This window comes from Janibacter melonis (assembly GCF_003721155.3).
Lineage (GTDB): Bacteria > Actinomycetota > Actinomycetes > Actinomycetales > Dermatophilaceae > Marihabitans > Marihabitans melonis.
The window spans coordinates 1203326-1230007 of the sequence record NZ_CP044548.2; the positions used below are offsets into that span (position 1 = coordinate 1203326).

The 26682-nt window shown below is 74.2% G+C and carries 23 protein-coding genes and 1 tRNA gene; 3 read left to right on the plus strand and 21 right to left on the minus strand.

Annotated features, from left to right (window positions below):
- Positions 1–26 precede the first annotated feature (26 nt).
- Positions 27–2483: a ComEC/Rec2 family competence protein gene (locus tag EEW87_RS05700; protein ID WP_240341659.1), complete on the plus strand. Its 2457-nt coding sequence runs from the start codon at positions 27–29 to the stop codon at positions 2481–2483.
- A gap of 48 nt (positions 2484–2531) precedes the next feature.
- Here EEW87_RS05700 and EEW87_RS05705 read toward each other — a convergent pair whose 3' ends face one another.
- The 14 genes from EEW87_RS05705 to EEW87_RS05770 form a co-directional block, all read right to left on the minus strand.
- Positions 2532–3377 carry a DegV family protein gene (locus tag EEW87_RS05705; protein ID WP_123092839.1) on the minus strand — a complete coding sequence of 282 codons (846 nt, stop codon included), beginning with the start codon at positions 3375–3377 and terminating at the stop codon, positions 2532–2534.
- 4 nt (positions 3378–3381) lie between these two features.
- Positions 3382–6282 carry a leucine--tRNA ligase gene (gene leuS, locus EEW87_RS05710; protein ID WP_123092837.1) on the minus strand — a complete coding sequence of 967 codons (2901 nt, stop codon included), beginning with the start codon at positions 6280–6282 and terminating at the stop codon, positions 3382–3384.
- A gap of 111 nt (positions 6283–6393) precedes the next feature.
- The gene (locus EEW87_RS05715) at positions 6394–7056 is read right to left on the minus strand and encodes a SanA/YdcF family protein (RefSeq protein ID WP_191563347.1); all 663 of its coding nucleotides are present in this window, start codon (positions 7054–7056) and stop codon (positions 6394–6396) included.
- A complete protein-coding gene (locus tag EEW87_RS05720) occupies positions 7053–7721 on the minus strand; it encodes a lysoplasmalogenase family protein (protein WP_148041603.1) in 669 nt (222 codons plus the stop codon). The genes EEW87_RS05715 and EEW87_RS05720 overlap by 4 nt, the downstream gene beginning before the upstream one ends.
- 10 nt (positions 7722–7731) lie before the next feature.
- A complete protein-coding gene (locus tag EEW87_RS05725) occupies positions 7732–9207 on the minus strand; it encodes a gamma-aminobutyraldehyde dehydrogenase (protein WP_123092831.1) in 1476 nt (491 codons plus the stop codon).
- Positions 9208–9226: 19 nt separating this feature from the next.
- Positions 9227–9856 carry a YgjV family protein gene (locus EEW87_RS05730; protein ID WP_123092829.1) on the minus strand — a complete coding sequence of 210 codons (630 nt, stop codon included), beginning with the start codon at positions 9854–9856 and terminating at the stop codon, positions 9227–9229.
- A gap of 66 nt (positions 9857–9922) precedes the next feature.
- Complete coding sequence (locus EEW87_RS05735; RefSeq protein ID WP_123092827.1) at positions 9923–11422, minus strand: LamG-like jellyroll fold domain-containing protein; 1500 nt, start codon at positions 11420–11422, stop codon at positions 9923–9925.
- 86 nt (positions 11423–11508) lie between these two features.
- Positions 11509–11581, minus strand: a tRNA-Ala gene (locus tag EEW87_RS05740).
- A gap of 76 nt (positions 11582–11657) precedes the next feature.
- Positions 11658–12308 (minus strand): histidine phosphatase family protein, encoded by a 651-nt coding sequence (locus tag EEW87_RS05745; RefSeq protein WP_123092825.1) that lies wholly within the window; start codon positions 12306–12308, stop codon positions 11658–11660.
- The gene (gene rsfS, locus EEW87_RS05750) at positions 12305–12706 is read right to left on the minus strand and encodes a ribosome silencing factor (RefSeq protein ID WP_123092824.1); all 402 of its coding nucleotides are present in this window, start codon (positions 12704–12706) and stop codon (positions 12305–12307) included. The genes EEW87_RS05745 and rsfS overlap by 4 nt, the downstream gene beginning before the upstream one ends.
- Entirely contained in the window at positions 12703–13308 is a 606-nt protein-coding gene (gene nadD / locus EEW87_RS05755) for a nicotinate-nucleotide adenylyltransferase (RefSeq protein ID WP_264156490.1), read from the minus strand. Before nadD ends, rsfS begins: the two co-directional genes overlap by 4 nt.
- 2 nt (positions 13309–13310) lie before the next feature.
- The gene (locus tag EEW87_RS05760) at positions 13311–13538 is read right to left on the minus strand and encodes a hypothetical protein (protein ID WP_068274932.1); all 228 of its coding nucleotides are present in this window, start codon (positions 13536–13538) and stop codon (positions 13311–13313) included.
- Positions 13539–14005: 467 nt separating this feature from the next.
- Entirely contained in the window at positions 14006–15298 is a 1293-nt protein-coding gene (locus EEW87_RS05765) for a glutamate-5-semialdehyde dehydrogenase (protein WP_123092823.1), read from the minus strand.
- Between the two features lie 27 nt (positions 15299–15325).
- On the minus strand, positions 15326–15628 hold the full coding sequence (locus EEW87_RS05770; RefSeq protein WP_123092822.1) for a hypothetical protein: 303 nt from the start codon (positions 15626–15628) through the stop codon (positions 15326–15328).
- Between the two features lie 72 nt (positions 15629–15700).
- Between EEW87_RS05770 and pdxY the strand changes: the two genes are divergently transcribed.
- Complete coding sequence (pdxY, locus tag EEW87_RS05775) at positions 15701–16558, plus strand: pyridoxal kinase PdxY (RefSeq protein ID WP_192826115.1); 858 nt, start codon at positions 15701–15703, stop codon at positions 16556–16558.
- Between the two features lie 215 nt (positions 16559–16773).
- On the opposite strand, the gene proB is transcribed toward pdxY, so the two are convergent.
- The 7 genes from proB to EEW87_RS05810 all read right to left on the minus strand — a co-directional run bounded on the left by proB (position 16774) and on the right by EEW87_RS05810 (position 25114).
- A complete protein-coding gene (gene proB, locus EEW87_RS05780; protein WP_232311846.1) occupies positions 16774–17919 on the minus strand; it encodes a glutamate 5-kinase in 1146 nt (381 codons plus the stop codon).
- A 57-nt stretch (positions 17920–17976) separates the two neighbouring features.
- Positions 17977–19485, minus strand: a complete 1509-nt coding sequence (obgE, locus tag EEW87_RS05785) for a GTPase ObgE (RefSeq protein WP_123092821.1) — start codon at positions 19483–19485, stop codon at positions 17977–17979.
- Between the two features lie 83 nt (positions 19486–19568).
- Positions 19569–19832, minus strand: a complete 264-nt coding sequence (gene rpmA / locus EEW87_RS05790; protein WP_068274920.1) for a 50S ribosomal protein L27 — start codon at positions 19830–19832, stop codon at positions 19569–19571.
- 30 nt (positions 19833–19862) lie between these two features.
- Positions 19863–20171: a 50S ribosomal protein L21 gene (gene rplU / locus EEW87_RS05795; protein WP_123092820.1), complete on the minus strand. Its 309-nt coding sequence runs from the start codon at positions 20169–20171 to the stop codon at positions 19863–19865.
- A 182-nt stretch (positions 20172–20353) separates the two neighbouring features.
- Positions 20354–23206 (minus strand): Rne/Rng family ribonuclease, encoded by a 2853-nt coding sequence (locus EEW87_RS05800; RefSeq protein WP_123092819.1) that lies wholly within the window; start codon positions 23204–23206, stop codon positions 20354–20356.
- 140 nt (positions 23207–23346) lie between these two features.
- On the minus strand, positions 23347–24105 hold the full coding sequence (locus EEW87_RS05805; protein ID WP_123092818.1) for a TIGR03936 family radical SAM-associated protein: 759 nt from the start codon (positions 24103–24105) through the stop codon (positions 23347–23349).
- Positions 24106–24394: 289 nt separating this feature from the next.
- On the minus strand, positions 24395–25114 hold the full coding sequence (locus tag EEW87_RS05810; RefSeq protein ID WP_123092817.1) for an MBL fold metallo-hydrolase: 720 nt from the start codon (positions 25112–25114) through the stop codon (positions 24395–24397).
- A gap of 71 nt (positions 25115–25185) precedes the next feature.
- Here EEW87_RS05810 and EEW87_RS05815 point away from each other — a divergent pair, with 71 nt between their 5' ends.
- On the plus strand, positions 25186–26553 hold the full coding sequence (locus EEW87_RS05815) for a transaminase (RefSeq protein WP_123092895.1): 1368 nt from the start codon (positions 25186–25188) through the stop codon (positions 26551–26553).
- The last annotated feature ends 129 nt before the right edge of the window (positions 26554–26682 follow it).

A 26682-nucleotide genomic window follows, 5' to 3' on the forward strand; every position in this document is an offset into this window, starting at 1 on the left:
GGCGGGAGCCGACGAGCACCGCGCCGGTGAGGGCGCCCGACCGGGTCGACCTGCGTCTGCTCGTGCCCGCTCTCGCCGCCTGGGCCGTCACGGTCGGCGCCCTGGGTGTGCCGGTGCCGGTGCGGGTCGGGTGCGCGCTCGCATGCCTCCTCCTCGGTGGCGTCGTCCTCGCGTCCCGCTCGCCCGCACACCGCCCGATCGCACACCGCCCGACAGCGCGACACGACGACACGCGACACCAGGCGATGCGACGCCAGGCCGTGCGCGGCTCGTCCGGCACCCGCCCAGCGTCCTGGCGCTCCGGGCTCGCTGCGCTCCTGGGCCTGTCGTGCCTGACGAGCGCGGCCTGCCTGCTCGCCTCCGCGACGCACGACACGCGCTCTCGGGTCGGCGGGGTCGTCGAGCTGGCCGAGCAGCGCGCGTCCGTGACGGGCACGGCCGTCGTCCTCGGCGAGCCGGTGCTCGTGCGGGGCCGCGGGTCCGACGAGCCCGCGGTGATGCTGCGCGTGCGGCTGACCCGGACGACCGTGCGCGGGCAGGTCCGGCGTCTGCACGCCCCCGTCGTCGTGCGCTCGTCGGACCCGGCCTGGCGCGACCTGCGCTGGCACGACGAGATCCGCGTCGCCGGCACGCTCGCGCCGGGCCGCCCCCACGAGCCGACCGTCGCCGTGCTCCGGCCCCGGGGACCGCCCGAGGTCGGCGAGCGAGGGCCGCTGCTCGCCGCCGCCGACCACATGCGCTCACGGCTGCGCGAGGCGACCGACCACCTGCCCGCCGACGCACGCGGGCTCGTGCCCGCCCTCGTCATCGGCGACCCGAGCGCCACCCCGCCCGACCTCACCGACGACATGCTCGTCACCGGGATGTCGCACCTGTCGGCCGTGAGCGGGAGCAACGTCGCGATCGTCCTCGCCGCGGTGCTCGGCGCCTGCCGCCTCGCCGGCTGCCCCCGACGAGCCCGGCCGTGGGTGGCGGCTCTCGCACTGGCGTGGTTCGTCGTGCTGGCCCGTCCGGAGCCCAGCGTCGTGCGTGCCGCGACGATGGGTCTCGTCGCGCTGCTCGGCATGAGCGCGTCGCGCCGTGGCGCGGGCGCGCCGGCGCTGTCCGCCGCGGTCGTCGTCCTCCTCCTGCTCGACCCGTGGCTCGCCCGCAGCTACGGCTTCGCGCTGTCGACGCTCGCGACGCTCGGCCTCCTGCTCTTCGTGCGGCCGTGGGCGCGGGCGATCAACGCCCGGCTCCCCCGGCGCCTGCACGTCGTCGGCCCGGCCGTCGCCATCCCCGTCGCCGCGCATCTCGCGTGCGCCCCGGTCGTCGTCCTCCTCCAGGGCTCGGTGAGCACGGTGAGCGTGCTCGCCAACCTCGTCGCCGCCCCGCTCGTCGCCCCGACGACGGTCGCCGGCGTCCTCACCGCACTCGTCGCGCTGCTCTCCCCGAGCCTCGCGTCGTGGCCCGCCTGGCTGGCCGGCCTGCCGGCGCTGGGCATCGCCCGCGTCGCCCGGGTCAGCGCGGACGTGCCCGGAGGATCCGTCGACTGGCCGGACGGCACCCCGGGGGCGCTCCTGCTCGCCGGCCTCACCGTGCTCGGGCTCCTCGCCGCGCCCTACCTCGGCCACCGGGCCCGCGCGGCGCCGGTGCTCGCGTGCTGCGTCGTCCTCGTCCTCGCCAGCGCCGCCGTCCCCCGGCGGGTGCTCGTCGACGTGCCGGACGACTGGGTGATGGCGGCCTGCGACGTCGGCCAGGGCGACGCGCTGGTCCTCGCCACCGGGCCGGGTCGCGCGGTGCTCGTCGACGTCGGCCCCGACCCCGCCGCGGTCGACAGCTGCCTGTCCCGGCTCGGCGTGCGTCGGCTGGACGCCGTCGTGCTGACCCACCTGCACGCCGACCACGTCGGCGGTCTCACCGGCGCGCTCGACGACCGGCCCACCCAGCGGCTGCTCGTGTCGCCGGTGCGCGACCCCGAGGACGCGGACCGCGAGGTGCGGGCGGAGGCACGGCGCCGCCGCATCGCCGTGAGCGAGGTCGTCGCCGGCGACCGGCTGAGCCTCGGCCCGGTGACCGGCAGCGTGTGGTGGCCGGCCCGCCGGATCACCGAGGGCTCGGTGCCCAACAACGCCTCGCTGGTGCTGCGACTGCGGATCGGCGAGGTCGACGTGCTGCTGCTCGGCGACATCGAGCGCGAGGCCGGGCACGCGATCCTCCTCGCGCTGCGCCGAGACCCCGTGATGTCCGCAGCGGTGGCCGACGTCGACGTCCTCAAGGTCGCCCACCACGGCTCGGCGAACGTCGACGAGGACCTCATGGCGGCCGTCGCCGCACCGGACGCCCTCATCAGCGTCGGTGCGGACAACGACTACGGACACCCCGCCCCGCCCCTGCTCGCGCTCCTCGCCCGCACCGGCACGAGGGTCTGGCGCACCGACGTCGACGGCCTGCTCGTCATCGTGCCCGACGGCGACGGCGCAGCGGTGGGCTCGCTCCCGTGAAGGGCAGGGCCGCGAGCGACAGCCCGCCTCGACCTCCCGCCCGCGAGATCAGCTCTCGAAGCGGGGGGCGAGGGTCACCGCGATGGTGCCCGGCCCGACGTGCGCGCCGATGACCGCGCCGAGCTCGACGACGCGGGGCTGCTCCTCGAGCGACGCCGCGAGGTGCTCGCACAGGGTCTGCGCCCGCTCGTCGGCGTCGAGGTGGTGCACGGCGACGTCGAGGGTCGCCCCGCTCGCCCGGATGCGCCCGGCCCGCTCGAGGCAGATCGCCTCGAGCCGGCCCAGCGCGCGCCCCGCGGTGCGCACGCGCTCCAGCGGCTGGACCGCGCCGTCGCGGACCTCGAGGATCGGCTTGATCGCCAGCGCGGACCCGAGCAGCGCCTGGGCGCCCCCGATCCGCCCGCCGCGGCGCAGGTGCTCGAGCGTGTCGACGTAGACGACGACCTCACTGGCGGCGGTGACCCGGCGGGCCGCCGCCTCGCACGCGTCGAGGTCGGCGCCGGCCGCCGCGAGGACGGCGGCCTCCTCGGCCGCCACCCCCAGCGGACGGGCGATGGTCTGGGTGTCGACGACACGCACGGGCACGGGCGAGTCGACGGCGGCGCTCGCCGCCGCGTCGACGGTCCCCGACAGCGCCGAGGAGAGGTGCACCGACACGATCGCGTCGGCCCCCTGCTCGACGAGCCGCTCGTAGGCCTCGAGGAAGACGTGGGGGGTGGGCCGCGACGTCGAGACCGGCGAGCGCCGGCGCATCGACTGCGCGAGGAGCCCGGGGGCGAGCGTGCCGTCGGTGTGCGACACCCCGTCGACGACGACCTGGAGCGGCACCGTCGTCACCGACCCACGACCCGCCAGGACGGCGGTGGAGTCGGTGACGACGGCGACCGGGGTCATCGGCTCAGGCCGGCACGACGTTGACGAGCTTCGGGGCGCGCACGACGACGGTGCGCACACCCCCTTCGATCAGGCTCGCGACCTTCGGGCTGGCGAGCGCCAGCTCGCGCAGCTCGTCCTCGCCGATGTCGCTGGGCACCTCGAGACGGTCCTTGACCTTGCCGCGCACCTGCACGACGCAGGTGACGGTCTCCTCGACGAGGCGCGACGGGTCGGCCTGCGGGAAGGCCTCGTGGGCGAGCGAGCCCTCGTGACCCAGGCGCGACCACAGCTCCTCGGCGATGTGCGGCGCGAGCGGGGCGACCATGAGCACGATCGCCTCGGCCGCCTCGCGGGGCACACCGCCCTCGATCTTCGTCAGCGCGTTGTTGAGCTCGGTGAGCCGGGCGATCGCGGTGTTGAAGCCCAGCCCCGCGTAGTCGGCGCGCACCGCGTCGATCGTGCGGTGCAGGACGGCCGCGGTCGCGTCGTCCAGCGGGGCGTCGACGACGGTGACCTCGCCGCTCTCCTCGTCGACGACGTTGCGCCACAGCCGCTGCAGGAAGCGCTGCGGGCCGACGACGGCACGGGTGTCCCACGGCTTGCTCTGCTCGAGCGGGCCCAGACCCATCTCGTAGAGCCGGAAGGTGTCCGCGCCGTACGTCTCGTACATCTCGTCGGGGCTGACCATGTTCTTCAGCGACTTGCCGATCTTGCCGAACTCGCGGGTCACCGGCTGGCCCTGCCAGGTGAAGGTGCCGTCGGGCCCCTCCTCGACCTCGCGCGCCTCGACCGGCTGGTCCCGGGCGTCGCGGTACGCGGCGGCCTGGATGTAGCCCTGGCTGAAGTACGTGCGGAAGGGCTCCGAGGAGCTGACGTGACCGAGGTCGTGGAGCACCTTGTGCCAGAAGCGGGCGTAGAGCAGGTGCAGCACCGCGTGCTCGACGCCGCCGACGTAGAGGTCGACGCCACCGGGGTCACGGGTGCCGGCGGGCGCGCCGGCGACCGGCTCGGGCCGCGGGCCCATCCAGTACCGCTCGTTCTCGGGGTCGACGAGGGCCTGGCCGTTCGCCGGGTCGAGGTAGCGCAGGTAGTACCAGCACGAGCCGGCCCACTGCGGCATGACGTTGGTGTCGCGGCGGAAGCGGCGCGGGCCGCGCCCGTCGCCGAGGTCGAGCTCGACGCTCACCCAGTCGGCGTCGCGGGCGAGGGGCGGCTCGGGCTCGCTGCCGGCGTCGTCGGGGTCGTAGGTGCGCGGGCTGTAGTCCGGCACGTCCGGCAGCTCGACGGGCAGCTGGTCCTCGGGCACCCCGTAGGCGATGCCGTCCTCGTCGAAGAGGACGGGGAAGGGCTCGCCCCAGTAGCGCTGACGGGCGAAGAGCCAGTCGCGCAGCTTGTAGGTGACCGCGCCCTCGCCCAGGCCCTTGCCCTCGAGCCAGGTCGTGATGCTCTCCTTGGCCTCGGCGACGCCGAGCCCGTCGAGGGAGATCTCGTCGTTGCTCGAGTTGATGGCCGGGCCGTCGCCGGTGAAGGCGGTCGACTCGTCGTGGTCGGCCGGGGGCTGCACGGTGCGCACGACCGGCAGCTCGAAGGCGGTCGCGAAGTCCCAGTCGCGCTCGTCCTGGGCGGGCACGGCCATGATCGCGCCGGTGCCGTAGCCCATGAGGACGTAGTCGGCGACGAAGACGGGCACGCGCGTGCCGGTGACGGGGTTGGTCGCCCAGCCACCGGTGAAGACGCCGGTCTTCTCCTTGCCCTCGGCCTGGCGTTCGAGATCGGTCTTCGCCGCGGCCTGGGCGCGGTAGGCGGCCACCGCCTCGCCGGGGCTGCCCGCTCCCCCGGCCCACGCGTCCCGCGTGCCCTCGGGCCAGCCGCCCTCGGGGACGAGCTCGTCGACGAGCGGGTGCTCAGGGGCGAGGACCATGAAGGTCGCGCCGAAGAGGGTGTCGGGCCGGGTCGTGAAGACCTCGATCCCGGTGCCGGCGGCGCCGTCGACGGGGAAGGTCACCCGCGCGCCCTGGCTGCGCCCGATCCAGTTGCGCTGCATGATCTTGACCTTCTCGGGCCAGTCGACCCCGTCGAGGTCGTCGGCGAGCCGGTCGGCGTACTCGGTGATCCGCATGACCCACTGGCGCAGGTTGCGCTTGAAGACCGGGAAGTTGCCGCGGTCCGAGCGGCCCTCGTTCGTGACCTCCTCGTTGGCGAGCACGGTGCCCAGCCCCGGGCACCAGTTGACCTGGGCCTCGACGCTCTGCACGAGACGCCGGGCGTCGAGCAGGTCGGCGCGCTCGACGTGCGAGAGGTCGTCCCAGCCGCGGCCGTCGTCGGCCGGGAGCGGGCGACGCCCGCTGCGGTACTCCTCGACGAGGTCGGCGATCGGCCGGGCCCGCCCGGTGCCGCCGTCCTCGCGCGGGGCGTCGGCGTCGTACCAGGAGTTGAAGATCTGCAGGAAGATCCACTGCGTCCAGCGGTAGTAGTCGGGGTCGATCGTGCGGATCGCCCGACGGTCGTCGTGGCCGAGACCGAGACGGCGCAGCTGGCGCGCCATGATCGCGATGTTCGCCTCGGTCGTCGTGCGCGGGTGCTGACCGGTCTGCACCGCGTACTGCTCGGCCGGCAGCCCGAAGGCGTCGTAGCCCAGGCAGTGCAGGACGTTCTTGCCGAGCATGCGGTTGTAGCGCGCGACGACGTCGGTGGCGATGTAGCCCAGCGGGTGGCCGACGTGCAGCCCTGCCCCGCTGGGGTAGGGGAACATGTCGAGGACGAGCAGATGACCCTCCGGGTGGGCGGCGACGCCCTCCGGGTCGGCCCAGGGGCCGGCGGGGTTGGCCGCGTGGAAGGTGCCCTCGCGCTCCCACCGGTCCTGCCAGGAGAGCTCGATCTGGTCGGCGAGTGCGGCCGTGTAACGGTGCGGGGTCTGGCTCATCGGTCCTTGTCTCTCGCGATCGTCAGCGGGCACGGGAGCCCGACATGTCAGGGTACCGGCCGTGCGCCGGCCCCCTTCGCCGCGCCCACGACGACGAGCGGCGAAGGGGGGTCAGTCCCGCGCCCGCTCGAGGGCGTCGGTGACGCCGGGCTCGACGGGCCCGAGGACCGGGTCGCGCCGGGTGATGACGTCGGCGGCGGCCTTGACGTTCGCGAGCACCTCGCGCTGGCGACCGGCCGACCACGTGCCGCCCCACCGCCGGGCCGTCTCGTCGCCGACGGCGTCGACGGGCAGCCCGACTGCCCGGCAGACCGCGACGACGCGGGGCACGTGGTAGCCCTGCGAGACGACCGTCGCGCTGCTCACCTGGAAGACCCGCTTGGCCCGCACGCACGTGTCGTAGCTGTCCAGCCCCGCGTAGTCGAGGACAACCCGGTCTCGGTCGACCCCGCGGTCGACGAGGTAGTCGCGCATCGCGCTCGGCTCGTCGTAGTCGTGGCTGCGGTTGTCACCGCTGACGAGGACTACCTCGACCTTGTCCTCGCGGACGAGCTCGGCCGCGATGTCGAGCCGCGCCTGGAGGAAGGGGCTCGGCGACCCGTCCGGCGCCAGCCCGGCACCGAGGACGATCGCGACGGGGTGCCGTGGCACGTCCTGCGCGGTGTAGAGGTGCCCGGAGGACGAGCGGGCCACCCAGAGGTTGGGCCCGCCGACGACGAGCGCGACGAGGAGCACGAGCCCGCCGGCGGCGAGCAGCAGCCGTCGCCGGGTCATCGCTGCCCCCGGGCGTGGCGCAGGGCCCCGACGACGACGAGGGTCTGGGCCAGCAGGTACGGGACCATGACGCGGACCCCGGCGGCCGGCACGGGCGCGACGAAGGCGTCGCGCGCGAGCACCGTGTCGCTGAGCACGAAGAGCGACGAGCCGGTGCCGAGCACGACGTCCTGCGTCGACCACGCGGCCAGGCTCGTCGCGCCGATGACCGCCATGTACGCGGCGACCGGTGCGGCTGCGGGCAGCCCGCCCTCTGCTGCGAGCGCCGGCAGCACCTCGCGGCTCGACCACAGGCACCCGGCGAGCACGAGACCGCCCGGCAGGACCCAGGCCGTGCGGTGCAGACCCATCCGGCGGGTCGCGTCGAGGTAGGCGAGGTGGCCGAGCAAGAAGCTCGTCAGCCCGCCGAGGAAGTACCCGCGCTGCTCGCCCCGCAGCAGGGCGACGTCGCCGACGAGGCCGAGCCCCAGCCCGCCGAGCACGCTGCGGCCCCACGGTCGCTCGTGCAGACCGGAGGCGAGGGCCGCCGAGCCGAGCGCCAGCATCGCGCCCGGCTTGGCGACGACCTCGGCGCGGCGGTGCCGGGCGGCGACGGCGACCCAGTCGGCGGCGACGGCTCCCGCGGTGAGCGTCCACAGCGCGGCACGGCGGCTGGGTCGGGTCATGGCGCGCACCCTACGGCGTGCGGAAGATCGTGCGGTGCCACTCCTTGTGCGCCGCCCCGGTGATGTCGGTCATCACGTGCTTGACCTGCGTGTACTCCTCGAAGGAGTAGTGCGACATGTCCTTGCCGAAGCCGGACTGCTGGAAGCCGCCGTGCGGCATCTCGCTGATGATCGGGATGTGGTCGTTGACCCACACGCAGCCCGCCGAGATCTCGCGGGTCGCCCGCCCGGCGCGGTAGACGTCGCGCGTCCACACCGACGCCGCGAGCCCGTAGACCGAGTCGTTGGCCAGCGCGATCGCCTCGTCGTCGTCGGCGGCCGGCAGCACCGCGAGGACGGGCCCGAAGACCTCGTCTCGCACGATCTCGCTGTCCGCCGGGGCCCCGGTGACCAGGGTCGGCCGGTAGTACGCGCCGCGGGCGAGCTCGCCGGACGTCGGGGCCTCTCCCCCGGTGACGACCCGGGCGTACCCCTTCGCCCGCTCGACCATCGCCGCCACGCGGTCGCGGTGCTCCACCGAGACGAGGGATCCGAGGTCGGTCGCCTCGTCCCGGGTCGGCCCGAGGACGACCCGCTCGTAGAGCTCGGCGACCCCGTCGACGAAGGCGTCGTGGAGGCTCTCGTGGACGATCGCCCGCGTCGCGGCCGTGCAGTCCTGCCCGGAGTTGATCAGGGACCCGGCGACGGCGCCGTGGATCGCGGCGTCGAGGTCGGCGTCCTCGAGGACGACGAAGGGGGCCTTGCCCCCGAGCTCGAGGTGGACCCGCTTCGCGGTCGTCGCCGCCGCCTCGAGCACGGTGCGCCCGACCCGGGTCGAGCCGGTGAAGGACACCATGTCGACGTCACGGTGCCGCAGCAGGTGCGAGCCGGCGTCGGCGCCGCGCCCGGTGACGACGTTGACCACCCCGGCGGGCACCCCGGCCTCGAGGAAGGCCTCGGCGAAGAGCAGCGAGGTCGTCGGGGTGAGCTCGGAGGGCTTGAGGACGATGGTGTTGCCGGCCGCGACGGCGGGCAGGACCTTCCACGCGGCCATCTGCAGCGGGTAGTTCCACGGGGCGATCGAGCCGACGACGCCGATCGGCTCGCGGCGGATCGCCGACGTGTGGTCGGGGCTGTACTCGCCGCTCGCCAGGCCCGAGAGGTGACGCGCGGCGCCGGAGAAGAAGGCGACGTTGTCGACGGTGCCCGGCACGTCGAACTCGCGCGAGAGCCGGATCGGCTTGCCGCACTGGGCCGTCTCGGCCTGGGCGAGCTCCTCGGCGCGGTCGTCGAGCACCCGCGCGGTGCGGGCGAGCAGGTCCGAGCGCTCGCCCGGCGTCGTGCGCGACCACGTCGCGAAGGCGCTCCGGGCGGCCGCGACCGCGTGGTCGACCTCCCGCGGCGAGGCGAGGTCGACGACGTCGAGCACCTCGCCGGTCGAGGGGTCGACGAGGTCGATCTGCTCGCCCGAGCCCCGGCGACGGGTGCCGTCGACGATCTGGTGCATGTCTGCTCCTTGCCCGACCTCAGCCCGGCGGGCCGACGGTCAGCTCGTGGTGGTCACCGACCCGGACGAAGCCGAGCCGGTCGTAGTAGGGCTCGACCATGCCGGCGGGCGTGCGCACGAGCCGGTAGCCGTCGGTGCGGAAGGGGCCGTGCGGCCCGAAGACGACCTCGCCCGGGCTGCGGTCGCGGTAGCGCGGCGTGACGTAGTCGAGCAGGACCTGCGCCACGCCGTCGCCCTCGTCGCGCACGACGACGACGCCGACGGTCTCGTCGCCGGTGAGCACGAGGTAGGCGGCGTCGTGGGCGAAGGGGTCGTGGACGAAGCCAGGGGTGAAGCGGCGGATGTCGGCCTCGTGGACGCGCAGGACGTGGCGCAGGTAGGCGTCGTCGCCGTCGACCTGGAGCACCTGGTAGGCCCGCTCGTCGTGGCGGTCCCGCCAGCCCCGCACGAGGTAGACGACGTTGATGACGGCCAGGACCACGTTGAGCCCGACCATCGGCCACACGCCGACCGCGGCGTTGTACCCGATGAGCACGACGCAGCCGAGCAGGTTGATCCAGCGCAGCCGGTGCAGGTTGGTCTGCAGGAGCGAGACGACGAGCACGGCGGAGCCGAGCCAGCCGATGACCTCCAGCGCCGTGCTGCTCATGGGCCGCAGGCTAGCGGGCGCCCGCCCGCGGCCGGGTCAGGTGCGGCGAGGCGTGGCGAAGGGGGGTCACCACGACGACCCAGCGGCGCTCACGACCTGGGCCTGGGTCGCTGGGCCGTCCCAGGTGCGCACGTCGTCGACGTGGCCGGCCCAGCCGGCGTGGCCGTGACCGGCCCCGACGAGGAGGTCGCCGACGTCGGCCAGCACCGGGACGGGCGACGAGCTCGTCCGCAGGGTCGACCCGATCGACCGCTCGTCGCTCTCGTGCATGACGTCGAGCCGCAGCTGGGGGCCGCCGGTCGCGCCCGGCAGGTAGGTGATGCCGACCGACCACCACCGCCCGGCCCGGGAGGGCTGGGCCGGGGCGTCGTCGACGACCCGGGCGAGCTCGGAGCCGCCGGCTCCGTGCAGCACAGCCTCGAAGCGGTCGGCCGCGGCGTCGCGGCGCACGGAGAGGGTGCCCGCCCCCTCGGCGGTCGTCACCGGCACGACCAGGGCCGTCTGGTCGTCGGCACCCGCGGCCCGCAGCCAGGCGGAGACGGTGAAGCCGGTGCTGGCGTCGAGACCGGTCCGGGCCCGCGCCCCCGTCGTGGCGCGCGGGGCGAGGGCGTCGGTGAGCGAGTCGGTGGGCACCCCCCGCGCCGGCCGGACGACCCGCTCCACCGGCGCGCTGCCGTCGCCGCGGGCGGCGGTCGTCAGGGCCGGACCACCCTCGACCTCGTTGTCGACGCGGTAGCCGGTCGTCGTGCGCACGGGCCGCATGGCGTAGGCGGCGGACACGTCGCTGAGGCGGCCGTGCAGCGCGAACCACGCGGTGTCGGGGTGCGTGACGCCGGCGGCGTCGACCGCCCGGGCCTGCAGCTCGACGAGAGAGGCGTCGACAGGACGCGTCAAGGTGATCGGTCGTCCCGGGTAGGGCGTCGTCGTCCACGGGCCGACGATGCCGTTGACGCGCCAGCGGTAGGCGATCTCACGATCGGTGCGAGGCGCCGTGATCGTCCACGTCTGCGAGGAGTGGACGGGCACGACCGAGCCGTGGCGCGCCGACCCGCTGATGCTCGCCGAGCGCAGCACGGTGAAGGGGCACTTCGGGGACCAGCCCGACCACGCCCCCGTCGCGTCCTGCACCCGCCATCGCGCGGTGTGCTGGCCGTCGGTGAGCGTCGGCGACAGCCCGGCCGAGACGGTGGACCCGCTGGCGACGTGCGTCGACCCGCCGGGCACCGTCCGGGCCGAGACCCGCTGCCGGGGCCAGGCGTCCCAGATCTCCAGGCGGGCACGGACGGCGTCGCCGTCGGCGTCGGAGAGACGCACCGCGAGCCGCTGGGCGGAGGAGGGGCGCAGCACCTCCTTCCACCGTGTGGCAGCCAGGCAGCTGCGCCCGGCGACGGTCATGCCGTCGCCCCATCCCGGCGTCCGCGGGCTCGAGGCGGCGGCCGACGACGACGCGCGGGTCTCGGGCGCGGCCGCGGCGGGCGTGGCGAGGGCAGCCGGCACGGCGAGCGCACCGACGAGCAGGAGGGGGACGAGGCGGGGGCTGCGAGCGCGTGCTCGCCGACGTGGCATGCGCACAGTGTCCACGAGGCGACGTCGTCGTGCGGCCGGACGCACGAAGACCCGGACCGATCCGGTCCGGGTCTTCGTCTCACGGGTGGAGCTGAGGGGATTCGAACCCCTGACCCCCTCCATGCCATGGAGGTGCGCTACCAACTGCGCTACAGCCCCGAGCGTGATGCTCGCGCCCCCTGTGGGGACTGCGGAATAGTACCCATGCCTACCCCTTCGCCACCAAATCGAGCGGTCAGGCGATGACGCTCTCGGCCGCGGTCGCGTCCGGCGGGGCCCCGACGTTCCACTCGACGACGCGCCATCCGGCGCGTCCCTCCTCGAGCAGCGCCCAGTGGCAGTTGCGCAGCCCGCCCAGCGCCAGCCAGGCCTGCTGCTGGTCGAGACCGACGAGGTCGACGACGAGGGTGCGGCCGGTGACCCCGTGGGTCGCGAGGACGACGCACTCCCCCGGCGCCATGCTCGCGACGACCTCCGAGACCGCGGCCCGGGAGCGCTCGGCGACGTCGGCGACGCTCTCGCCGTGGCCGCCGCGCACGAAGTCCTCGCCGCTCAGCAGGCGCTCGGCGTCCTCGGGGTAGCGCTCGCGCACCTCGGCCCCGGTGAGACCCTGCCAGTCGCCGGCGTGGATCTCGCGCAGCCGCTCGTCGAGGGTGATCGGCACGCCGCACGCCTGCGCGACGTCACGACCGGTCACCTGAGCCCGGAGCAGGTCCGAGGCGACGACCCGCGAGGGCTGCAGCGCGACGAGCGCCTGCGCGGCCGCGCGGGCCTGCGCGTGCCCGCGCTCGGAGAGCTCGTGGTCGAGCTGGCCCTGCCAGATCCCGCGCGCGTTGGAGTCGGTCTCGCCGTGCCGGAGCACGACGAGACGACGCGGCTGGCTCACGAGGGGTCGGTGGTCTCGTCCGGGGCGCCGGCGGCCGGCGACCCCGTCTGCAGGTCGAGGACCGGGCAGTCGCGCCAGAGCCGCTCGAGCTCGTAGTAGGCGCGCTCCTCCTCGTGCTGGACGTGCACGACGACGTCGCCGAAGTCGAGCAGGACCCAGCGCGACTCGCGGGCCCCCTCGCGGCGCAGGCGCTTCGCGCCGACGTCGCGCAGGGCGTCCTCGACGGCGTCGACGATGGAGGCGACCTGGCGCTCGTTGTCCGCGGAGACGATGAGGAAGATGTCGGTCAGGGGCATCTGCCCGCTGACGTCGAGGGCGACGACCGACTCGGCGATCTTGTCCTCAGCGGCGCGGGCGGCGACGGTGGCGAGCTCGACGGCTCGGGTGCTGGCAGTCACGAGGTGGTGGGCTCCCCATCAGTGGGTCGGGTGTAGAGGGCGTACTTGTTGATGTACTGGACGACGCCGTCCGGCACGAGGTACCAGACCGGCTCGCCCTCGGCGACGCGGTCACGGCAGTCCGTCGAGGAGATCGACATGGCGGGCACCTCCTGGAGGGTGACCCGGTCCTGCGGCAGCCCCGACTCGCTGAGCTCGTAGCCGGGGCGGGTGACGCCGACGAAGTGCGCGAGCTCGAAGAGCTCGTCGGCATCCTTCCACGACAGGATCTGCGCGAGCGCATCGGCGCCGGTGATGAAGAAGAGCTCGTCGTCCGGTCGTGCGGCACGCAGGTCGCGCAGGGTGTCGATGGTGAAGGTCGGGCCGTCGCGGTCGATGTCGACCCGGCTCACGGTGAAGCGCGGGTTGCTCGCGGTGGCGACGACCGTCATGAGGTAGCGGTGCTCGGGCGGGCTGACCGTGCGCTCCGCCTTCTGCCAGGGCTGCCCGGTGGGGACGAAGACAACCTCGTCGAGGTCGAGCAACGACTGCGCCTCCGAGGCCGCGACGAGGTGCCCGTGGTGGATGGGGTCGAAGGTCCCACCCATGACGCCCAGGCGCATGGTCAGTGCTGGCCCGGGCCCTCGTGGGGGGTGTCGTGGTCGTGCGCGCCGGGGGCGTGCTCGGTCGTGTGCGGCACCTTGTTCGCGGTGTTGCGGAAGGACCACAGCGACCCGAGCATGAAGGCGAAGACCGCGAGCGCGATGCCACCGAAGCCCCAGTGGCTGAAGGGCAGCTCGATGTGGTGCTCGGGGGCGGCCTCGGCGGCGTACGAGACGAAGGTGCTCAGCATGGCCCCAGCCTACCGGGCCGCGCGCCCGGCCCTCCCCGCGGCGTCGTCGGCCCCACTTGTCCACCGTCGCCGTGCACAGGGGTGTGCACGGCGACGAGGTCATGGGCCTCTCGCTGGGGACAACCCGGCTCTGCCCGCCGTTCGTCGACCGGGTGCCCGGCGCGGTTGCCCCGTCGCGGTACCCAGGAGTAGACAAGCGGGTGCACCCAAGCCCGGCATCCCCCTTCGCCCGGGGGCCTGGGCGGCAACGGGTCCCAGGGATAACGCACCTGCACCGGCGCGCGAGCGCGACGACGGCCTCCGGGCTGCCGGGTGACCGCAGGGACGGACCCCGGGGGCTCGACTCGGATCGCCCGGCGCCCCGCGCCGCCGCACGTCACCGCGGAGCCCACCCGGCCGGCTGGTCCGACGGCGCGAGGGCCCCTTCGAGACGATCGAAGGGGCCCTCGGCGCGTCGTCCGCGCGGGTCAGCGCACGTGGCCCTCGCCCTCGACGACCCACTTCGTCGTCGTCAGCTCGGGCAGCGCCATCGGCCCGCGGGCGTGCAGCTTCTGGGTCGAGATGCCGATCTCGGCACCGAAGCCGAACTCGCCCCCGTCGGTGAAGCGGGTGCTCGCGTTGACGAGCACCGCGGCCGCGTCGACCTCGGCGACCCAGCGGCGCGACGCGCCGCGGTCCTGGGTGACGATCGCCTCGCTGTGACCCGAGCCGAAGCGCCGCACGTGCTCGAGCGCCGCGTCGAGGTCGTCGACGACGGCGACGCTCATCTCGAGGCCGTGGTACTCGGTCGCGTAGTCCTCGTCGGTCGCCGGCTCCGTCGGCACGTCGCCGGCGAGAGCCGCGGTGGCGGGGTCGACGTGGAGGCGCACCCCGGCGTCGCACAGCTGGCGAAGGGCGACCGGCAGGAAGTCCGCGGCGACGGCGCGGTGGACGAGGAGCGACTCGGCGGCGTTGCACACGCTCGGCCGGTGGGTCTTGGCGTTGATCGTGATCGCCCGCGCCTGCTCGAGGTCGGCGGCCGCGTCGACGTAGACGTGGCAGTTGCCGATGCCGGTCTCGATGACCGGCACGGTCGAGCCGAGGACGACGGACTGGATGAGGCCCGCTCCCCCGCGCGGGATGAGCAGGTCGACGAGCCCGCGGGCCCGCATGAGGGCTGTGACCGACCCGTGCCCGCCCTCGAGCAGCTGCACGGCGTCGGCGGGCAGCCCGACCGTCGTCAGCGCCGAGCGCATGACGTCGACGAGGACGCGGTTGCTGCTCGCCGCGGCGCTGCCGCCGCGCAGGATGACGGCGTTGCCGGACTTCAGCCCGAGACCGGCGGCGTCGACGGTGACGTTGGGACGGGCCTCGTAGATCATCCCGACGACGCCCATCGGCACGCGGACCTCGCGGATCTGCAGCCCGTTGGCCAGGGTCGAGCCGCGCACGACCTCGCCGACCGGGTCGGGCAGCCCCGCGACGTCGCGCAGCGCCTGGGCGACCGCGGCGACCCGCTCCGGGTCGAGACGCAGGCGGTCCTGCAGGCTCTGCGCCATGCCCTGCGAGCGGCCCCGCTCGACGTCCTCGGAGTTGGCGGCGACGACCTGCTCGCTCGCCGCGTCGAGGGCGTCGGCGAGCGCGTGGAGGGCGGCGTCCTTCTCGGCGCGGGTGAGCAGGGCGAGACGGCGGGCGGCGACGCGAGAGCGGGTGGCGAGCGCGGTGACGAGCTCGACGTCCTCGGGGCTGGCCTGCGCCGGTCCGGCGGTCGTGGCGGTCATGACGACAAATCTAGGCGACGACGGCGTTCAGCCGGTCGGGTCGTCCGACCGGCGACCGGTCGACTCACCTGGGGCGGGTCCCGCCGTGCCCGGGGCGGGTCCCGCCGCACCCGGGGCGGTCTCGCCCGCTCCCCCCGCACCGGGTCGCGCGGGCGGCTGGTAGCCGGTCGGGAAGCACTCGATGACGCTCGGGTCGAGCGGTCGGTGCTCCTGCTGGTGCGCCTCCTCAGCGCGCCGCCGTGAGCGCACGACGAGGACGACGAGGGCCACGACCGCCACGAGCACGACGAGCAGGCCGGCGAGGAGCGGCAGGACGAGAGCTGCGGACATCGGGGCTCCTCGGAGACGGTCGCGCGGGCGGACGGTGTCCATGGTGCGCCCTCGCAGTGCCAAGATGGGCCGGTGAGCACGACGATCCTGTCCATCCAGTCCTCGGTCGCCTACGGCCACGTCGGCAACTCCGCCGCCGTCTTCCCCATGCAGCGCCTCGGTGTCGAGGTGTGGCCGGTCTCGACGGTGGTCTTCAGCAACCACACCGGGTACGGCCAGTGGCGCGGCCCGATGCTGCCGGCCGACGACGTGCGCGAGGTCATCACCGGCGTCGGCGAGCGCGAGGCCTTCCCCGAGGTCGACGCGGTGCTGTCCGGCTACCAGGGCGGCACCCAGATCGGTGACGTCGTCCTCGACGCCGTCGCCCAGGTCAAGGCGGCCAACCCGGACGCGATCTACGCGTGCGACCCGGTCATGGGCAACGCGAAGTCGGGCTGCTTCGTCCACCCCGACATCCCCGTGCTCCTGCGCGAGCGCGTCGTGCCGCAAGCCGACCTCATCACCCCCAACCAGTTCGAGCTCGGCTTCCTCACCGGCACCGAGCCCGACGACATGGAGAGCACGCTCGCCTCCGTCGACGCCGCCCGCGCGATGGGCCCCTCGACGGTGCTCGTCACCTCGGTGCTCCAGCCCGACCGCCCCGACGACACCATCGAGATGCTCGCGGTGCACGGCGACGGGGCCTGGGTCGTGCGCACCGAGCACCTGCCGATCAAGTGCAACGGCTCCGGCGACGTCACCGCCGCCCTCTTCACCACCCACCTGCTGCAGACCGGCGACCCGGCTCTCGCCCTGGGCCGCACCGCCTCGAGCGTGTGGGACCTCGTCAAGACCACCCTCGACTCCGGCAGCCGCGAGCTCCAGCTCGTCCAGGCCCAGGAGCACCTCGCCGCGCCCCGGATGCAGTTCGAGGTCACCCGCGTGCGCTGAGCCGCGAGACGCACCGCAGGACAGCGCGAAGGGGGAGCCGGCCGGCTCCCCCTTCGTCATGGGTCGGGCCCGGGCCGCGAGATGCGGCCCGGACCGGGACACCCCGAGCTGACCGGGACACCTCGGGGTGACCGGGACGTGTCCCGGTCACAGCCGGGGGTCCCGGTCACCCACCGGTTGCCCGGCCCCGACGGGCGAAGGGGGTCCCCCGCCGGTCAGCGGGGGTGGAGGGCCAGGTGGTCGCGGTGGATGACCTCGCGCTCGTACTCAGGCCCGAGATCGGCGGCGATCTCCTTCGTCGAGCGCCCGAGCATGAGCGGCAGCTCGACCGAGCCGTAGTTGCTCAGGCCGCGACCCAGGACCGTGCCGTCGGGGCCGACGACGTCGACGGGGTCGCCGTCGACGAAGCTGCCCCGCACCTCGACGATGCCCGCGGGCAGCAGCGACTTGCCGCGCTGGGTGAGGGCCGTGACGGCACCGGCGTCGACGACGAGCTCGCCGCGCGACGTCGTCGCGTGCTGCAGCCACCACGTGCGCGGGGCCCGGCGCCGCTGCGCGGGCACGAAGACGGTGCCGACGTCCTCGCCGGCCAGGGCCGGTGCGACGTCGGCGGCCGAGGCGAGCATCGCGGTGATGCCGGCCGCGCCCGCGATCGAGGCGGCCTCGACCTTCGTCTGCATGCCGCCGGTGCCCACGCGCGAGCCGCGCGCGCTGACGTCGACGGCGTCGAGCTCCTCGCGGCCGCGCACGACGGGGATGCGGCGGGCGCCGGGACGCCCGGGCTTGTCGGTGTAGAGCGCGTCGACGTCGGTGAGCAGGAGCAGCGCGTCGGCGCCGACGAGATGGGCGACGAGGGCGGCGAGCCGGTCGTTGTCGCCGAAGCGGATCTCGCTCGTCGCGACGGTGTCGTTCTCGTTGATGACCGGCAGGATCCCGAGCGTGAGCAGCCGGTCGAGGGTGCGCCGCGCGTTCGTGTAGTGGGTGCGCCGGGTCGTGTCATCGGCCGTCAGGAGCACCTGGCCGACGGTCAGCCCGTGCCGACGGAAGGCCTGGTCGTACGCGGCGACGAGCGCCCCCTGGCCGACGCTGGCCGCCGCCTGCTGGGTCGCGAGGTCGCGCGGGCGCGAGGGCAGGCCGAGGGGCCCGAGACCGGCCGCGATCGCCCCGGAGGAGACGAGGACGACCTGCGCACCGAGCGCGACGCGGCCGGCCAGGGCGTCGACGACACCCCGGAGCCGGTCGAGGTCGAGGTGCCCGCCGTCGGCCGAGGTGAGCGAGGACGAGCCGACCTTGACGACGACCCGTCGCGAGGACGCGACCCGCTCACGGGCCTGCTCGTCGGTGACCTCCAGCGGCGTCACGGTGCTCCTCGGGTCCGGGCGTCGGGGACGCGCCCCAGTGTGCGGCCTGTGGCCGCGTCAGTCCTCGTCGGTCCAGTGACCGGCACGGCGCTCGGCCGCGAGCTCCTCGCGGGCCGCGCTCTGGGCGTCCTTGCGGGCGTGGAACTCCTCGCGCCGCTCGGCGTTGGTGCGCCGATCGCTCGGGTCGAGACGCGCGTCCGTGCCACGACCGCCGAGCAGCTCGGCGCCGCCGACGAGCGTGGGCTCCCAGTCGAAGACGACGGCGTCGTCCTCGGGGCCGATGAGCACGGTCGAGCCGGCGACGGCGCCGGCCTTGACGAGCTGGTCCTCGACACCGGCGCGCGAGAGCCGGTCGGCGAGGTAGCCCACAGCCTCCTCGTTGCTGAAGTCGGTCTGGCGCACCCACCGGGTCGGGCGCTCGCCGATGACGCGGAAGACCTCGCCGTCGGAGGTGCGCTCGCGCCGCACGACGAAGCCGGAGTCGTCGACCCCCTTCGGGCGCAGGACGACCCGCTGCGGGACGACCTCGCGCTCGATGTCGGCCCGCGCCTGCTGCACGTGGCGGGCCAGCGCGAAGGAGAGCTCCTTGAGGCCGGTGTGCGCGACGGCCGAGACCGTGAAGACCTCGAGCCCGCGCTCCTGGAGCATCGGGGTGACCATCTCGGCGAGCTCGTGGGCCTCGGGCACGTCGGCCTTGTTGAGCACGACGACCCGGGTGCGCTCCGAGAGCGGGATGCCGCCGAGGGCGTCGTCGCCGACGTAGGCGGCGAGCTCGGCCTCGATGAGGTCGAGGTCGCTCATCGGGTCGCGGTCGGGCTCGAGGGTCGCGCAGTCGACGACGTGGACGAGCACCGAGCAGCGCTCGACGTGGCGCAGGAACTCCAGGCCCAGGCCCTTGCCCTCGCTCGCGCCGGGGATGAGACCGGGCACGTCGGCGATGGTGTAGCGCATCGAGCCGGCCGTGACGACGCCGAGGTTCGGGACGAGGGTGGTGAAGGGGTAGTCGGCGATCTTCGGTCGCGCCGCCGACAGGACGGACACGAGCGAGGACTTGCCGGCGGAGGGGAAGCCGACGAGCGCGACGTCGGCGAGCGACTTCAGCTCCAGGACGATCTCGGCGCTCTCGCCGGGCTCGCCGAGCAGCGCGAAGCCGGGGGCCTTGCGACGCTGCGAGGCCAGGGCGCGGTTGCCCAGGCCGCCGCGCCCGCCCTGGGCGGCGACGTAGCGGGTGCCCTCGCCGACGAGGTCGGCGAGCACGTCACCGGCGCGGGTCTTGACGACCGTGCCCTCGGGCACGGGCAGGACGAGGTCCTCGCCGGCCGCGCCGTCCTTCTCGTCACCGGCCCCCGGGGCGCCGTTCTTGGCGCGCCGGTGGGGGCTGCGGTGGTAGTCGAGCAGGGTCGTGCTCTGCGTGTCGACGACGAGCACGACGTCACCGCCGTTGCCGCCGTTGCCGCCGTCCGGGCCGCCGAGCGGCTTGAACTTCTCGCGGTGGACCGAGGCCACGCCGTGGCCTCCCTTGCCGGCCTCGACGTGGAGGACGACCCGGTCGACGAAGTTCGTCATCTGCTTCTTCTCCTGGGGGTAGACGAAGGGGGCGGGTCAGCGTGGCGCTGACCCACCCCCTTCGACGTGGTGCCTGCGGGCGATCAGCTGGCGCTGTCCGCGAGGACGATGTTGACGACCTTGCGGCCGCGCTTGGTGCCGAAGTGGACGGTGCCGTCCGCGAGGGCGAACAGCGTGTCGTCGCCACCGCGGCCGACGTTGTCGCCCGGGTGGAAGTGCGTGCCGCGCTGGCGGACGATGATCTCGCCGGTGCCGACGACCTGGCCGCCGAAGCGCTTGACGCCGAGGTACTGGGCGTTGGAGTCGCGACCGTTGCGGGTCGAGGATGCACCCTTCTTGTGTGCCATGTCAGGAAGTCCTTCGCTACTCGGTGGCGCTCAGGCCGTGATGTCGGTGATCTTGACCTGGGTGAGCGGCTGGCGGTGGCCCTGACGCTTCTTGTACCCGGTCTTGTTCTTGTACTTCATGATCGTGATCTTCGGGCCCTTCGCGGGACCGACGACCTCGGCCTTGATCGACACCTTCGCGAGCTTGTCGGCGTCGCTGGTGATGGTGGAGCCGTCGACGAGGAGCAGCGGCTGGAGGTCGACGGCGTCGCCGGCCTCGCCCTTGACGCGGTTGATGAGGATGGTGTCGCCGACGGAGATCTTCTCCTGGCGGCCACCCGCGCGAACGATCGCGTACATCAGTGGGAACTCACTTTCGGTGTGCGTGGCGCGCTCTCTCTGTCTGACCGGCCGACAGTCCACCCGCCCCCGTGAAGGGCCGATGGCGTCCGCTCGGTGGACGCACCAAGGGTCAAGAGTACCGGCGGGGCTACCACCGGCCAAACCCGCCCCCGGCAGGGGCGGGTCCGGTCACTGCCGGGTCACTCCCCCGCGGTCGGCGGGCCGGCCTCGGAGGTGACCCGCTTGCGCTTGCGGCGCGGCGCGGGCGTCGAGGTCTGCTCGGCCTCGGGCGAAGGGGTGGGCTCGGCCGCGCCGCCCACAGCACCGGCGACGGCCGTGATCGGCTCGCTCGGCGCGGAGGCGGTGAGGTCGACGGCCTGGAGCGTGACCGGGGCGCCGCTGGTGGCGGCGCGGCGGCCGCCACGCCGGCGCGGTGCCGGGGCGGGCTCGGGCTCCGCCTCGGGCTCGGGCTCGGGCTCGGGCTCGGGCTCGGGAGCAGCCTGGGGAGCGGGCTCCTCGGCCGGCGCGTCCTGCACGGGGGTCGACGCGTCGTCGCGCACCTCGACCGAGGCCACCTCGTCCTCGCCCGCGGTGAGGTCGAGCTCGGCCACGTCGTCCTCGGCGGACTCGCCGGAGACGTTCTTGATCGCAGCGGCGTGGGCGGCCGCGGCGATCTGGGCCGCGGTCCGGCCGTTCTTGTCCTGCGGCTCGCGCTCGGGCTCGGCGGAGGAGCGCTGCTCCTCCCCCTTCGACCCGCGGCCCTTGCCCCGACGCGACCGGGAGCCGGAGCCGCCCTGGTCGTCGTCCTTGGAGCCGCCGCTGCCACGCCCGCCGTTGCCGCCGTGACCGTGGTCGTGACCGCCGTCGCCGGAGACCGGCTCGGAGGAGACGATGATGCCGCGTCCGTGGCAGTGCTCGCACTCCTGCGAGAAGACCTCGATGAGGCCCGAGCCGACCCGCTTGCGGGTCATCTGGACCAAGCCGAGCGAGGTGACCTCGGCGACCTGGTGCTTCGTGCGGTCACGGCCGAGGCACTCGAGCAGGCGGCGCACGACGAGGTCACGGTTGGCCTCGAGGACCATGTCGATGAAGTCGATGACGATGATGCCGCCGATGTCGCGCAGCCGCAGCTGACGCACGATCTCCTCGGCCGCCTCGATGTTGTTCTTCGTCACCGTCTCCTCGAGGTTGCCCCCGGAGCCGACGAACTTGCCGGTGTTGACGTCGACGACGGTCATCGCCTCGGTGCGGTCGATGACGAGCGAGCCGCCGGAGGGCAGCCACACCTTGCGATCCATCGCCTTGGCGATCTGCTCGTCGATGCGGTGGCCGGCGAAGACGTCCTGCTGGCCGGTCCAGCGCTCGAGGCGGTCGGAGAGGTCGGGCGCGACGTCGTCGACGTAGCCCTTGATCTCGCGCCACGCGTCCTCGCCGGAGACGACCATCTTCGAGAAGTCCTCGTTGAAGATGTCGCGGATGACGCGGACGGTCATGTCGGGCTCGGCGTGCAGGACCGTCGGGGCGCCGCCCTTCTTGCCCTTCTTCGACTCGGCCTTCTCGCTGATGCGCTCCCACGCGGTGGTGAGCCGCTCGACGTCCTTGGTGAGCTCTTCCTCGCTCGCGCCCTCGGCGGCCGTGCGCACGATGACGCCGGCGCGGTCGGGGACGACCTGCTTGAGGATGGACTTGAGGCGGGCGCGCTCCTTGTCGGGGAGCTTGCGCGAGATGCCGGTCATGCTGCCCTCGGGCACGTACACGAGGTAGCGGCCGGGCAGCGAGATCTGCGAGGTGAGGCGCGCGCCCTTGTGGCCGATCGGGTCCTTCGTCACCTGGACGAGGACGGCGTCGCCGGAGGACAGCGCCTGCTCGATGCGGCGGGGCTGGCCGTTGCCGATGCCGTGGGCGTCCCAGTTGACCTCGCCGGCGTAGAGGACGGCGTTGCGGCCCTTGCCGATGTCGACGAAGGCGGCCTCCATGCTCGGCAGGACGTTCTGCACCCGGCCGAGGTAGACGTTGCCCACCATCGTCGAGGTCGTCTCGCGCGAGACGTAGTGCTCGACGAGCACGTCGTCCTCGAGGACGCCGATCTGCGTGCGCTCGCCGGTGGAGCGCACGACCATGACGCGCTCGACGCTCTCGCGACGGGCGAGGAACTCGGCCTCGGTGATGATCGTGCGGCGGCGGCCGGCCTCGCGGCCCTCGCGGCGGCGCTGCTTCTTCGCCTCGAGACGCGTGCTGCCCTTGACGGCCTGCGGCTCGTCGCGCTCCTTGCGGGCCTCGCGGACCTTCGTCACGGTGCCGGGCGGGTCCTCCTGACCCTCGCCCGAGCCGGAGCCGCGGCGGCGACGACGCCGGCGCCGGCTCGAGCCGCCGCCCTCGGAGTCGTCGTCCTCGTGGTCCTGGGCTGCGTCGTCGGCGTCGTCGGAGCCACCGGAGGTCTTGTCCTGCGCGTCCTGGCGGGCCTTGTCGCCCCCGCGACCACCGCGGCCGCCACGGCCGCGGCCGGAGCCACCACCGGAGCCATTGCCGCTGCCCTTGCCGGAGTCGTCGGCCTCGGCCGCGTCGTCGTCCGAGGAGGCCTGGGCCTCCCCCTTCGTGTCCTCGGTGCCCTCGTCCTCGGACGCGCTGTCCTCAGACTTGTTGCGGCCACGACCGCCGCGCCGGCGGCGGCGCCGGGGCTGGTCGGACTGCTCGTCGTCGTCCGCGGTGTCGGCGGCGCGGTCGTCCTGCGAGCTCTCCGGCTCGACGACGGGCTCGGGCTCGTCGTCCTGCGGGCGGGGCTCGGGCGCGGCCTGCGGGGCAGAGGCCGCGCGGCGGGCGCGGCGGGGAGCGACGGGCTCGGGGGCCTGGAAGAGCAGACCGAAGCTCGGCACGCTGGCGGCCGGCTCCTCGGGCTCGTCCTGCTCGTCGTCCGCCTCGGTGTCGTCCTCGGCGGTGTCGTCCGCGATGAGCTCGTCCTGGACCGCCTCGGGGGCGGGGTCCTGGGGGGTCTGGCTCGTCGCGACGCCTTCTTCGAGGGTCTCGTCGGTCGTGCTGGTCTCGTCGGTCGCCATGGTGGCACCTCCTGCGGCACCGCCGGACGCCACGACCAACCCCGATGAGGGGCCGTCCGGCCGCGTGTCGCGGCTCGGCGTGGCGGTCGTGCCACGCCCGGGAAGTCAGTGCTGCCCGGTGAAGGCTCGCGCCGAGCGCGTCACCCCATCGGGCCGACGGTGTCCTCGTCGGTCATCAGCGGATCGATGACCGTCGCGTCCGCCTCGTCCCAGACCCCCTGCTCGAGCCGGGTGACCATCGGTGGCCTCGGCGGTGCGAAGGGCGTGACGAGCGACAGCGCGGTGAGCACGTCGTCGGGGCGCACGGCCGGTGTGGTGTGCCGTACGACCATCGTCAGTATCGCACAGGGAGCATCGGGACCGGCCTCGACACGGGTCTCGCGGACGGGCTCGCGGGCGTCGAAGCTCTTGCGACCGCGCTTGAACATGCGCGACACCTCGACCCGCTCCTGCGCGAGGAAGGCGTCGACGACGCGCTGGAGCTCCTCGACCTCCACCCCGGCGAAGACCATCCGCCAGCGACTCGCCTGCAGCCGGTCGGCGAGCGCCCCGGGCGTGGCGTCGACGACCTGGATGACGTCGATGCCCTCCGGCAGCGCCTCGTCGAGGGCGACTCGCACCGCCTCCGGGTCGACGTGCTCGGTCACCGAGATCTCGAAGTACTCGGCCTCGCTGGCCATGCCCGTCGGGGCGCCGTTGGCGTAGGAGATCTTCGGGTGCGGGTGGAAGCCGGCGGAGAAGGCCATCGGCACCCCCGAGCGACGCAGCGCCCGCTCGAGCGCCCGGGCGAAGTCACGCGTCGAGGAGAAGCGCAGCCGCCCGCGCCGGGCGTACTGCACCCGCAGCTTCTGGACCGGTGGGGGCGGGGGCGGTCCGTCCGGGGTGCGCTGCGGTGACATGGCCACCAAGGGTACGGGGCGCTCCGGGCGCGCCCCACCAGCCACGAGTTTCTCGGGTCCCCCGATAAACCCCCGGTGAGCATGAGTCCGAGACTCATGCGGAGCCGGGGGAAGTCTTGCTCAGCGGGCGAAGGGGGCCCACCACGGGCCCGCGAGCCCCGATCCCCGGGGTGGGGCGCCACACCAGCCACAGGTTTCTCGGGTGACCCGATAAACCCCCGGTGAGCACGAGTCCGAGACTCGTGCTGAGCCGGGGGAAGTCTTGCTCAGCGGGCGAAGGGGGCGGCCGTCACCCCTCGAGGTGGCCCTCGCGGTGGAGGAAGTCGGTGATCGTCTGCCGCGGCCGGTCGCGCAGCTCGGGCCCGTGGGTGAAGGCCGCGAGCGCGTAGTCGACCTCGACGAGGCGGTGCGCCGTCGCCTTCGTCATCGCGTAGCTCGTGCAGAAGGACGCGACCGGCCACCGCACCCCGCGCACGTTGAAGATCGCGTCGCCGGTGACGAGCGTCCCGGTCGGCTCGTGGAGGAAGGACGCGTGCCCCGGCGAGTGCCCCGGGGTGTGGATGACCCGCAGCCCGCCCGCGACGTCGAGGACCTCGCCGTCGAGGAGGCCGCGCTCGACCGGGACCGGGTCGAAGGACCCCTTCGCGAGGCGGTCGAGCAGCCGCCCGAGCCGCAGCGTCCGGTCCCGCGGCGGCGAGGTGCCGGTGCGGGCGTGCTCGACGTCGTCCTCGTGGATCTCGAAGGACCGCCCCGTCTCGCGCGAGACGTGCGCCGCTCCCCCGGCGTGGTCCGGGTGCGCGTGGGTGAGCAGCAGCCGGGTGACGTCGGAGGGGCCCGCGCCGATCGCCCCGAGCGCCGCCATGACCTTCGGCCCCGACCGCGCCACCCCCATGTCGAGCAGGGTCACCTGGCCGTCGCCGTCGCGCAGCACGAAGCCGTTGACGAAGTCGCCGAGCAGCGGGATGCGCCACACGCCGGGGGCGAGGGGGACGACGAGGTCGCGCGCCATCGCACCAGCGTGGCACGGCCGACTTGACGAAGGGGGCCGCGCGCCCCCTTCGCTGCTCCTACGGTGTGCTCATGACACCCCTCGACCGCACCCGGCTGCGCGCGCTGCTGCAGACCGAGACCGCCGCCTACGCCGCCGCCAACCCGCGCAGCCGCGCGCTGCACGAGGAGGGGACGAACCTCTTCGGGCAGGTCCCGATGACGTGGATGCGGATGTGGGCCGGCGGCTTCCCGCTCGGTTTCGAGGCGGCGAAGGGGAACCGCGTCACCGATCTCGACGGTCACGAGCTCGTCGACCTCGCGCTCGGCGACACGGGCGCGATGGCCGGGCACTCCCCCGACCCGACGCTCGCGGCGATCCGGCGCCGCGCCCAGGACCTCGGCGGGCTGACGACGATGCTGCCGACCGCCGACGCGCAGTGGGTCGCCGCCGAGCTGACCCGGCGCTTCACGGTGCCGCGCTGGAGCTTCACCCTCTCCGCCACCGACGCCAACCGGTGGGCGGTGCGCCTCGCCCGCCTCGTCACCGGCCGCAGCAAGATCCTCGTCTTCGGGCACTGCTACCACGGCAGCGTCGACGAGACCTTCGCCCTGCCCGGTCCTGACGGCACGACCGTGAGCCGGCCCGGCAACGTCGCTCCCCCGGTGCCGCTCGACCTCACGACGCGCGCGGCGACGTGGAACGACCTGGCGAGCGTCGAGGAGCAGCTGCGCCACGGCGACGTCGCCGCGGTGCTCACCGAGCCGGCGTTGACGAACATCGGCATCGTCCTGCCCGAGGACGGCTTCATGAGCGGGCTGCGCGAGCTGGCCACGCGGTACGGCGCCCTGCTCATGATCGACGAGACCCACACCTTCTCCGCCGGGTGGGGCGGGGCGACGACCGCGTGGGGGCTGCAGCCCGACGTCGTCGTCATCGGCAAGTCCATCGGCGGCGGGGTGCCGATCGGCGCGTACGGGCTGAGCGAGGAGCTCGCCGCGGACGTCATGCGGCGCACCGAGAGCGGCGACGCCGACATCGTCGACGTCGGCGGGGTCGGCGGCACGCTCGCGGGCAACGCGCTGAGCCTCGCCGCGGCGCGAGCCACCCTCGGCGAGGTCCTCACGCGGGAGGCCTTCGAGCGGATGGAGCGGCTCGCGACCGACTTCACCGCCGGGGTGCAGGACGCCATCGACGCCCACGACCTGCCGTGGTCGGTGAGCCGGCTCGGGGCGCGCGCCGAGTACCGCTTCGCCTCCCCCGCCCCGCGCACCGGCGCGGAGTCGGCGGCCGCGGCGGACGACGAGCTCGACGCCTACCTCCACCTCGCGCTCGTCAACCGCGGCTACCTCATGACGCCCTTCCACAACATGGCGCTCATGTGCCCGACGACGAGCGAAGCCGACGTCGCCGGTCACACCGCGGTCTTCGCGGAGGTGACCGCCGCCCTGCGCGGCTGACTCCCCCTTCGCCCTGACTCCCCCTTCGCCCTGGCTCCCCCCTCGCCGAGGTCTGGCGATCGGTCGTGATCGCGACCGCATGACGACCGATCGCCATACCTCGGCGAAGGGGGGCAGCGGGTCAGGGGG

What these genes read in the sequence shown, in the direction of transcription:
- EEW87_RS05705 (WP_123092839.1), bottom strand. Translation starts at nt 3,377, where the DNA reads ATGACCCCGGTCGCCGTCGTCACCGACTCCACCGCCGTCCTGGCGGGT.
- leuS (WP_123092837.1), bottom strand. Translation starts at nt 6,282, where the DNA reads ATGAGCCAGACCCCGCACCGTTACACGGCCGCACTCGCCGACCAGATC.
- EEW87_RS05715 (WP_191563347.1), bottom strand. Translation starts at nt 7,056, where the DNA reads ATGACCCGGCGACGGCTGCTGCTCGCCGCCGGCGGGCTCGTGCTCCTC.
- EEW87_RS05720 (WP_148041603.1), bottom strand. Translation starts at nt 7,721, where the DNA reads ATGACCCGACCCAGCCGCCGTGCCGCGCTGTGGACGCTCACCGCGGGA.
- EEW87_RS05725 (WP_123092831.1), bottom strand. Translation starts at nt 9,207, where the DNA reads ATGCACCAGATCGTCGACGGCACCCGTCGCCGGGGCTCGGGCGAGCAG.
- EEW87_RS05730 (WP_123092829.1), bottom strand. Translation starts at nt 9,856, where the DNA reads ATGAGCAGCACGGCGCTGGAGGTCATCGGCTGGCTCGGCTCCGCCGTG.
- EEW87_RS05735 (WP_123092827.1), bottom strand. Translation starts at nt 11,422, where the DNA reads ATGCCACGTCGGCGAGCACGCGCTCGCAGCCCCCGCCTCGTCCCCCTC.
- nadD (WP_264156490.1), bottom strand. Translation starts at nt 13,308, where the DNA reads ATGCGCCTGGGCGTCATGGGTGGGACCTTCGACCCCATCCACCACGGG.
- EEW87_RS05760 (WP_068274932.1), bottom strand. Translation starts at nt 13,538, where the DNA reads ATGCTGAGCACCTTCGTCTCGTACGCCGCCGAGGCCGCCCCCGAGCAC.
- EEW87_RS05765 (WP_123092823.1), bottom strand. Translation starts at nt 15,298, where the DNA reads ATGACCGCCACGACCGCCGGACCGGCGCAGGCCAGCCCCGAGGACGTC.
- EEW87_RS05770 (WP_123092822.1), bottom strand. Translation starts at nt 15,628, where the DNA reads ATGTCCGCAGCTCTCGTCCTGCCGCTCCTCGCCGGCCTGCTCGTCGTG.
- obgE (WP_123092821.1), bottom strand. Translation starts at nt 19,485, where the DNA reads ATGACGAACTTCGTCGACCGGGTCGTCCTCCACGTCGAGGCCGGCAAG.
- rpmA (WP_068274920.1), bottom strand. Translation starts at nt 19,832, where the DNA reads ATGGCACACAAGAAGGGTGCATCCTCGACCCGCAACGGTCGCGACTCC.
- rplU (WP_123092820.1), bottom strand. Translation starts at nt 20,171, where the DNA reads ATGTACGCGATCGTTCGCGCGGGTGGCCGCCAGGAGAAGATCTCCGTC.
- EEW87_RS05800 (WP_123092819.1), bottom strand. Translation starts at nt 23,206, where the DNA reads ATGGCGACCGACGAGACCAGCACGACCGACGAGACCCTCGAAGAAGGC.
- EEW87_RS05805 (WP_123092818.1), bottom strand. Translation starts at nt 24,105, where the DNA reads ATGTCACCGCAGCGCACCCCGGACGGACCGCCCCCGCCCCCACCGGTC.
- EEW87_RS05810 (WP_123092817.1), bottom strand. Translation starts at nt 25,114, where the DNA reads ATGGCGCGCGACCTCGTCGTCCCCCTCGCCCCCGGCGTGTGGCGCATC.
- EEW87_RS05815 (WP_123092895.1), top strand. Translation starts at nt 25,186, where the DNA reads ATGACACCCCTCGACCGCACCCGGCTGCGCGCGCTGCTGCAGACCGAG.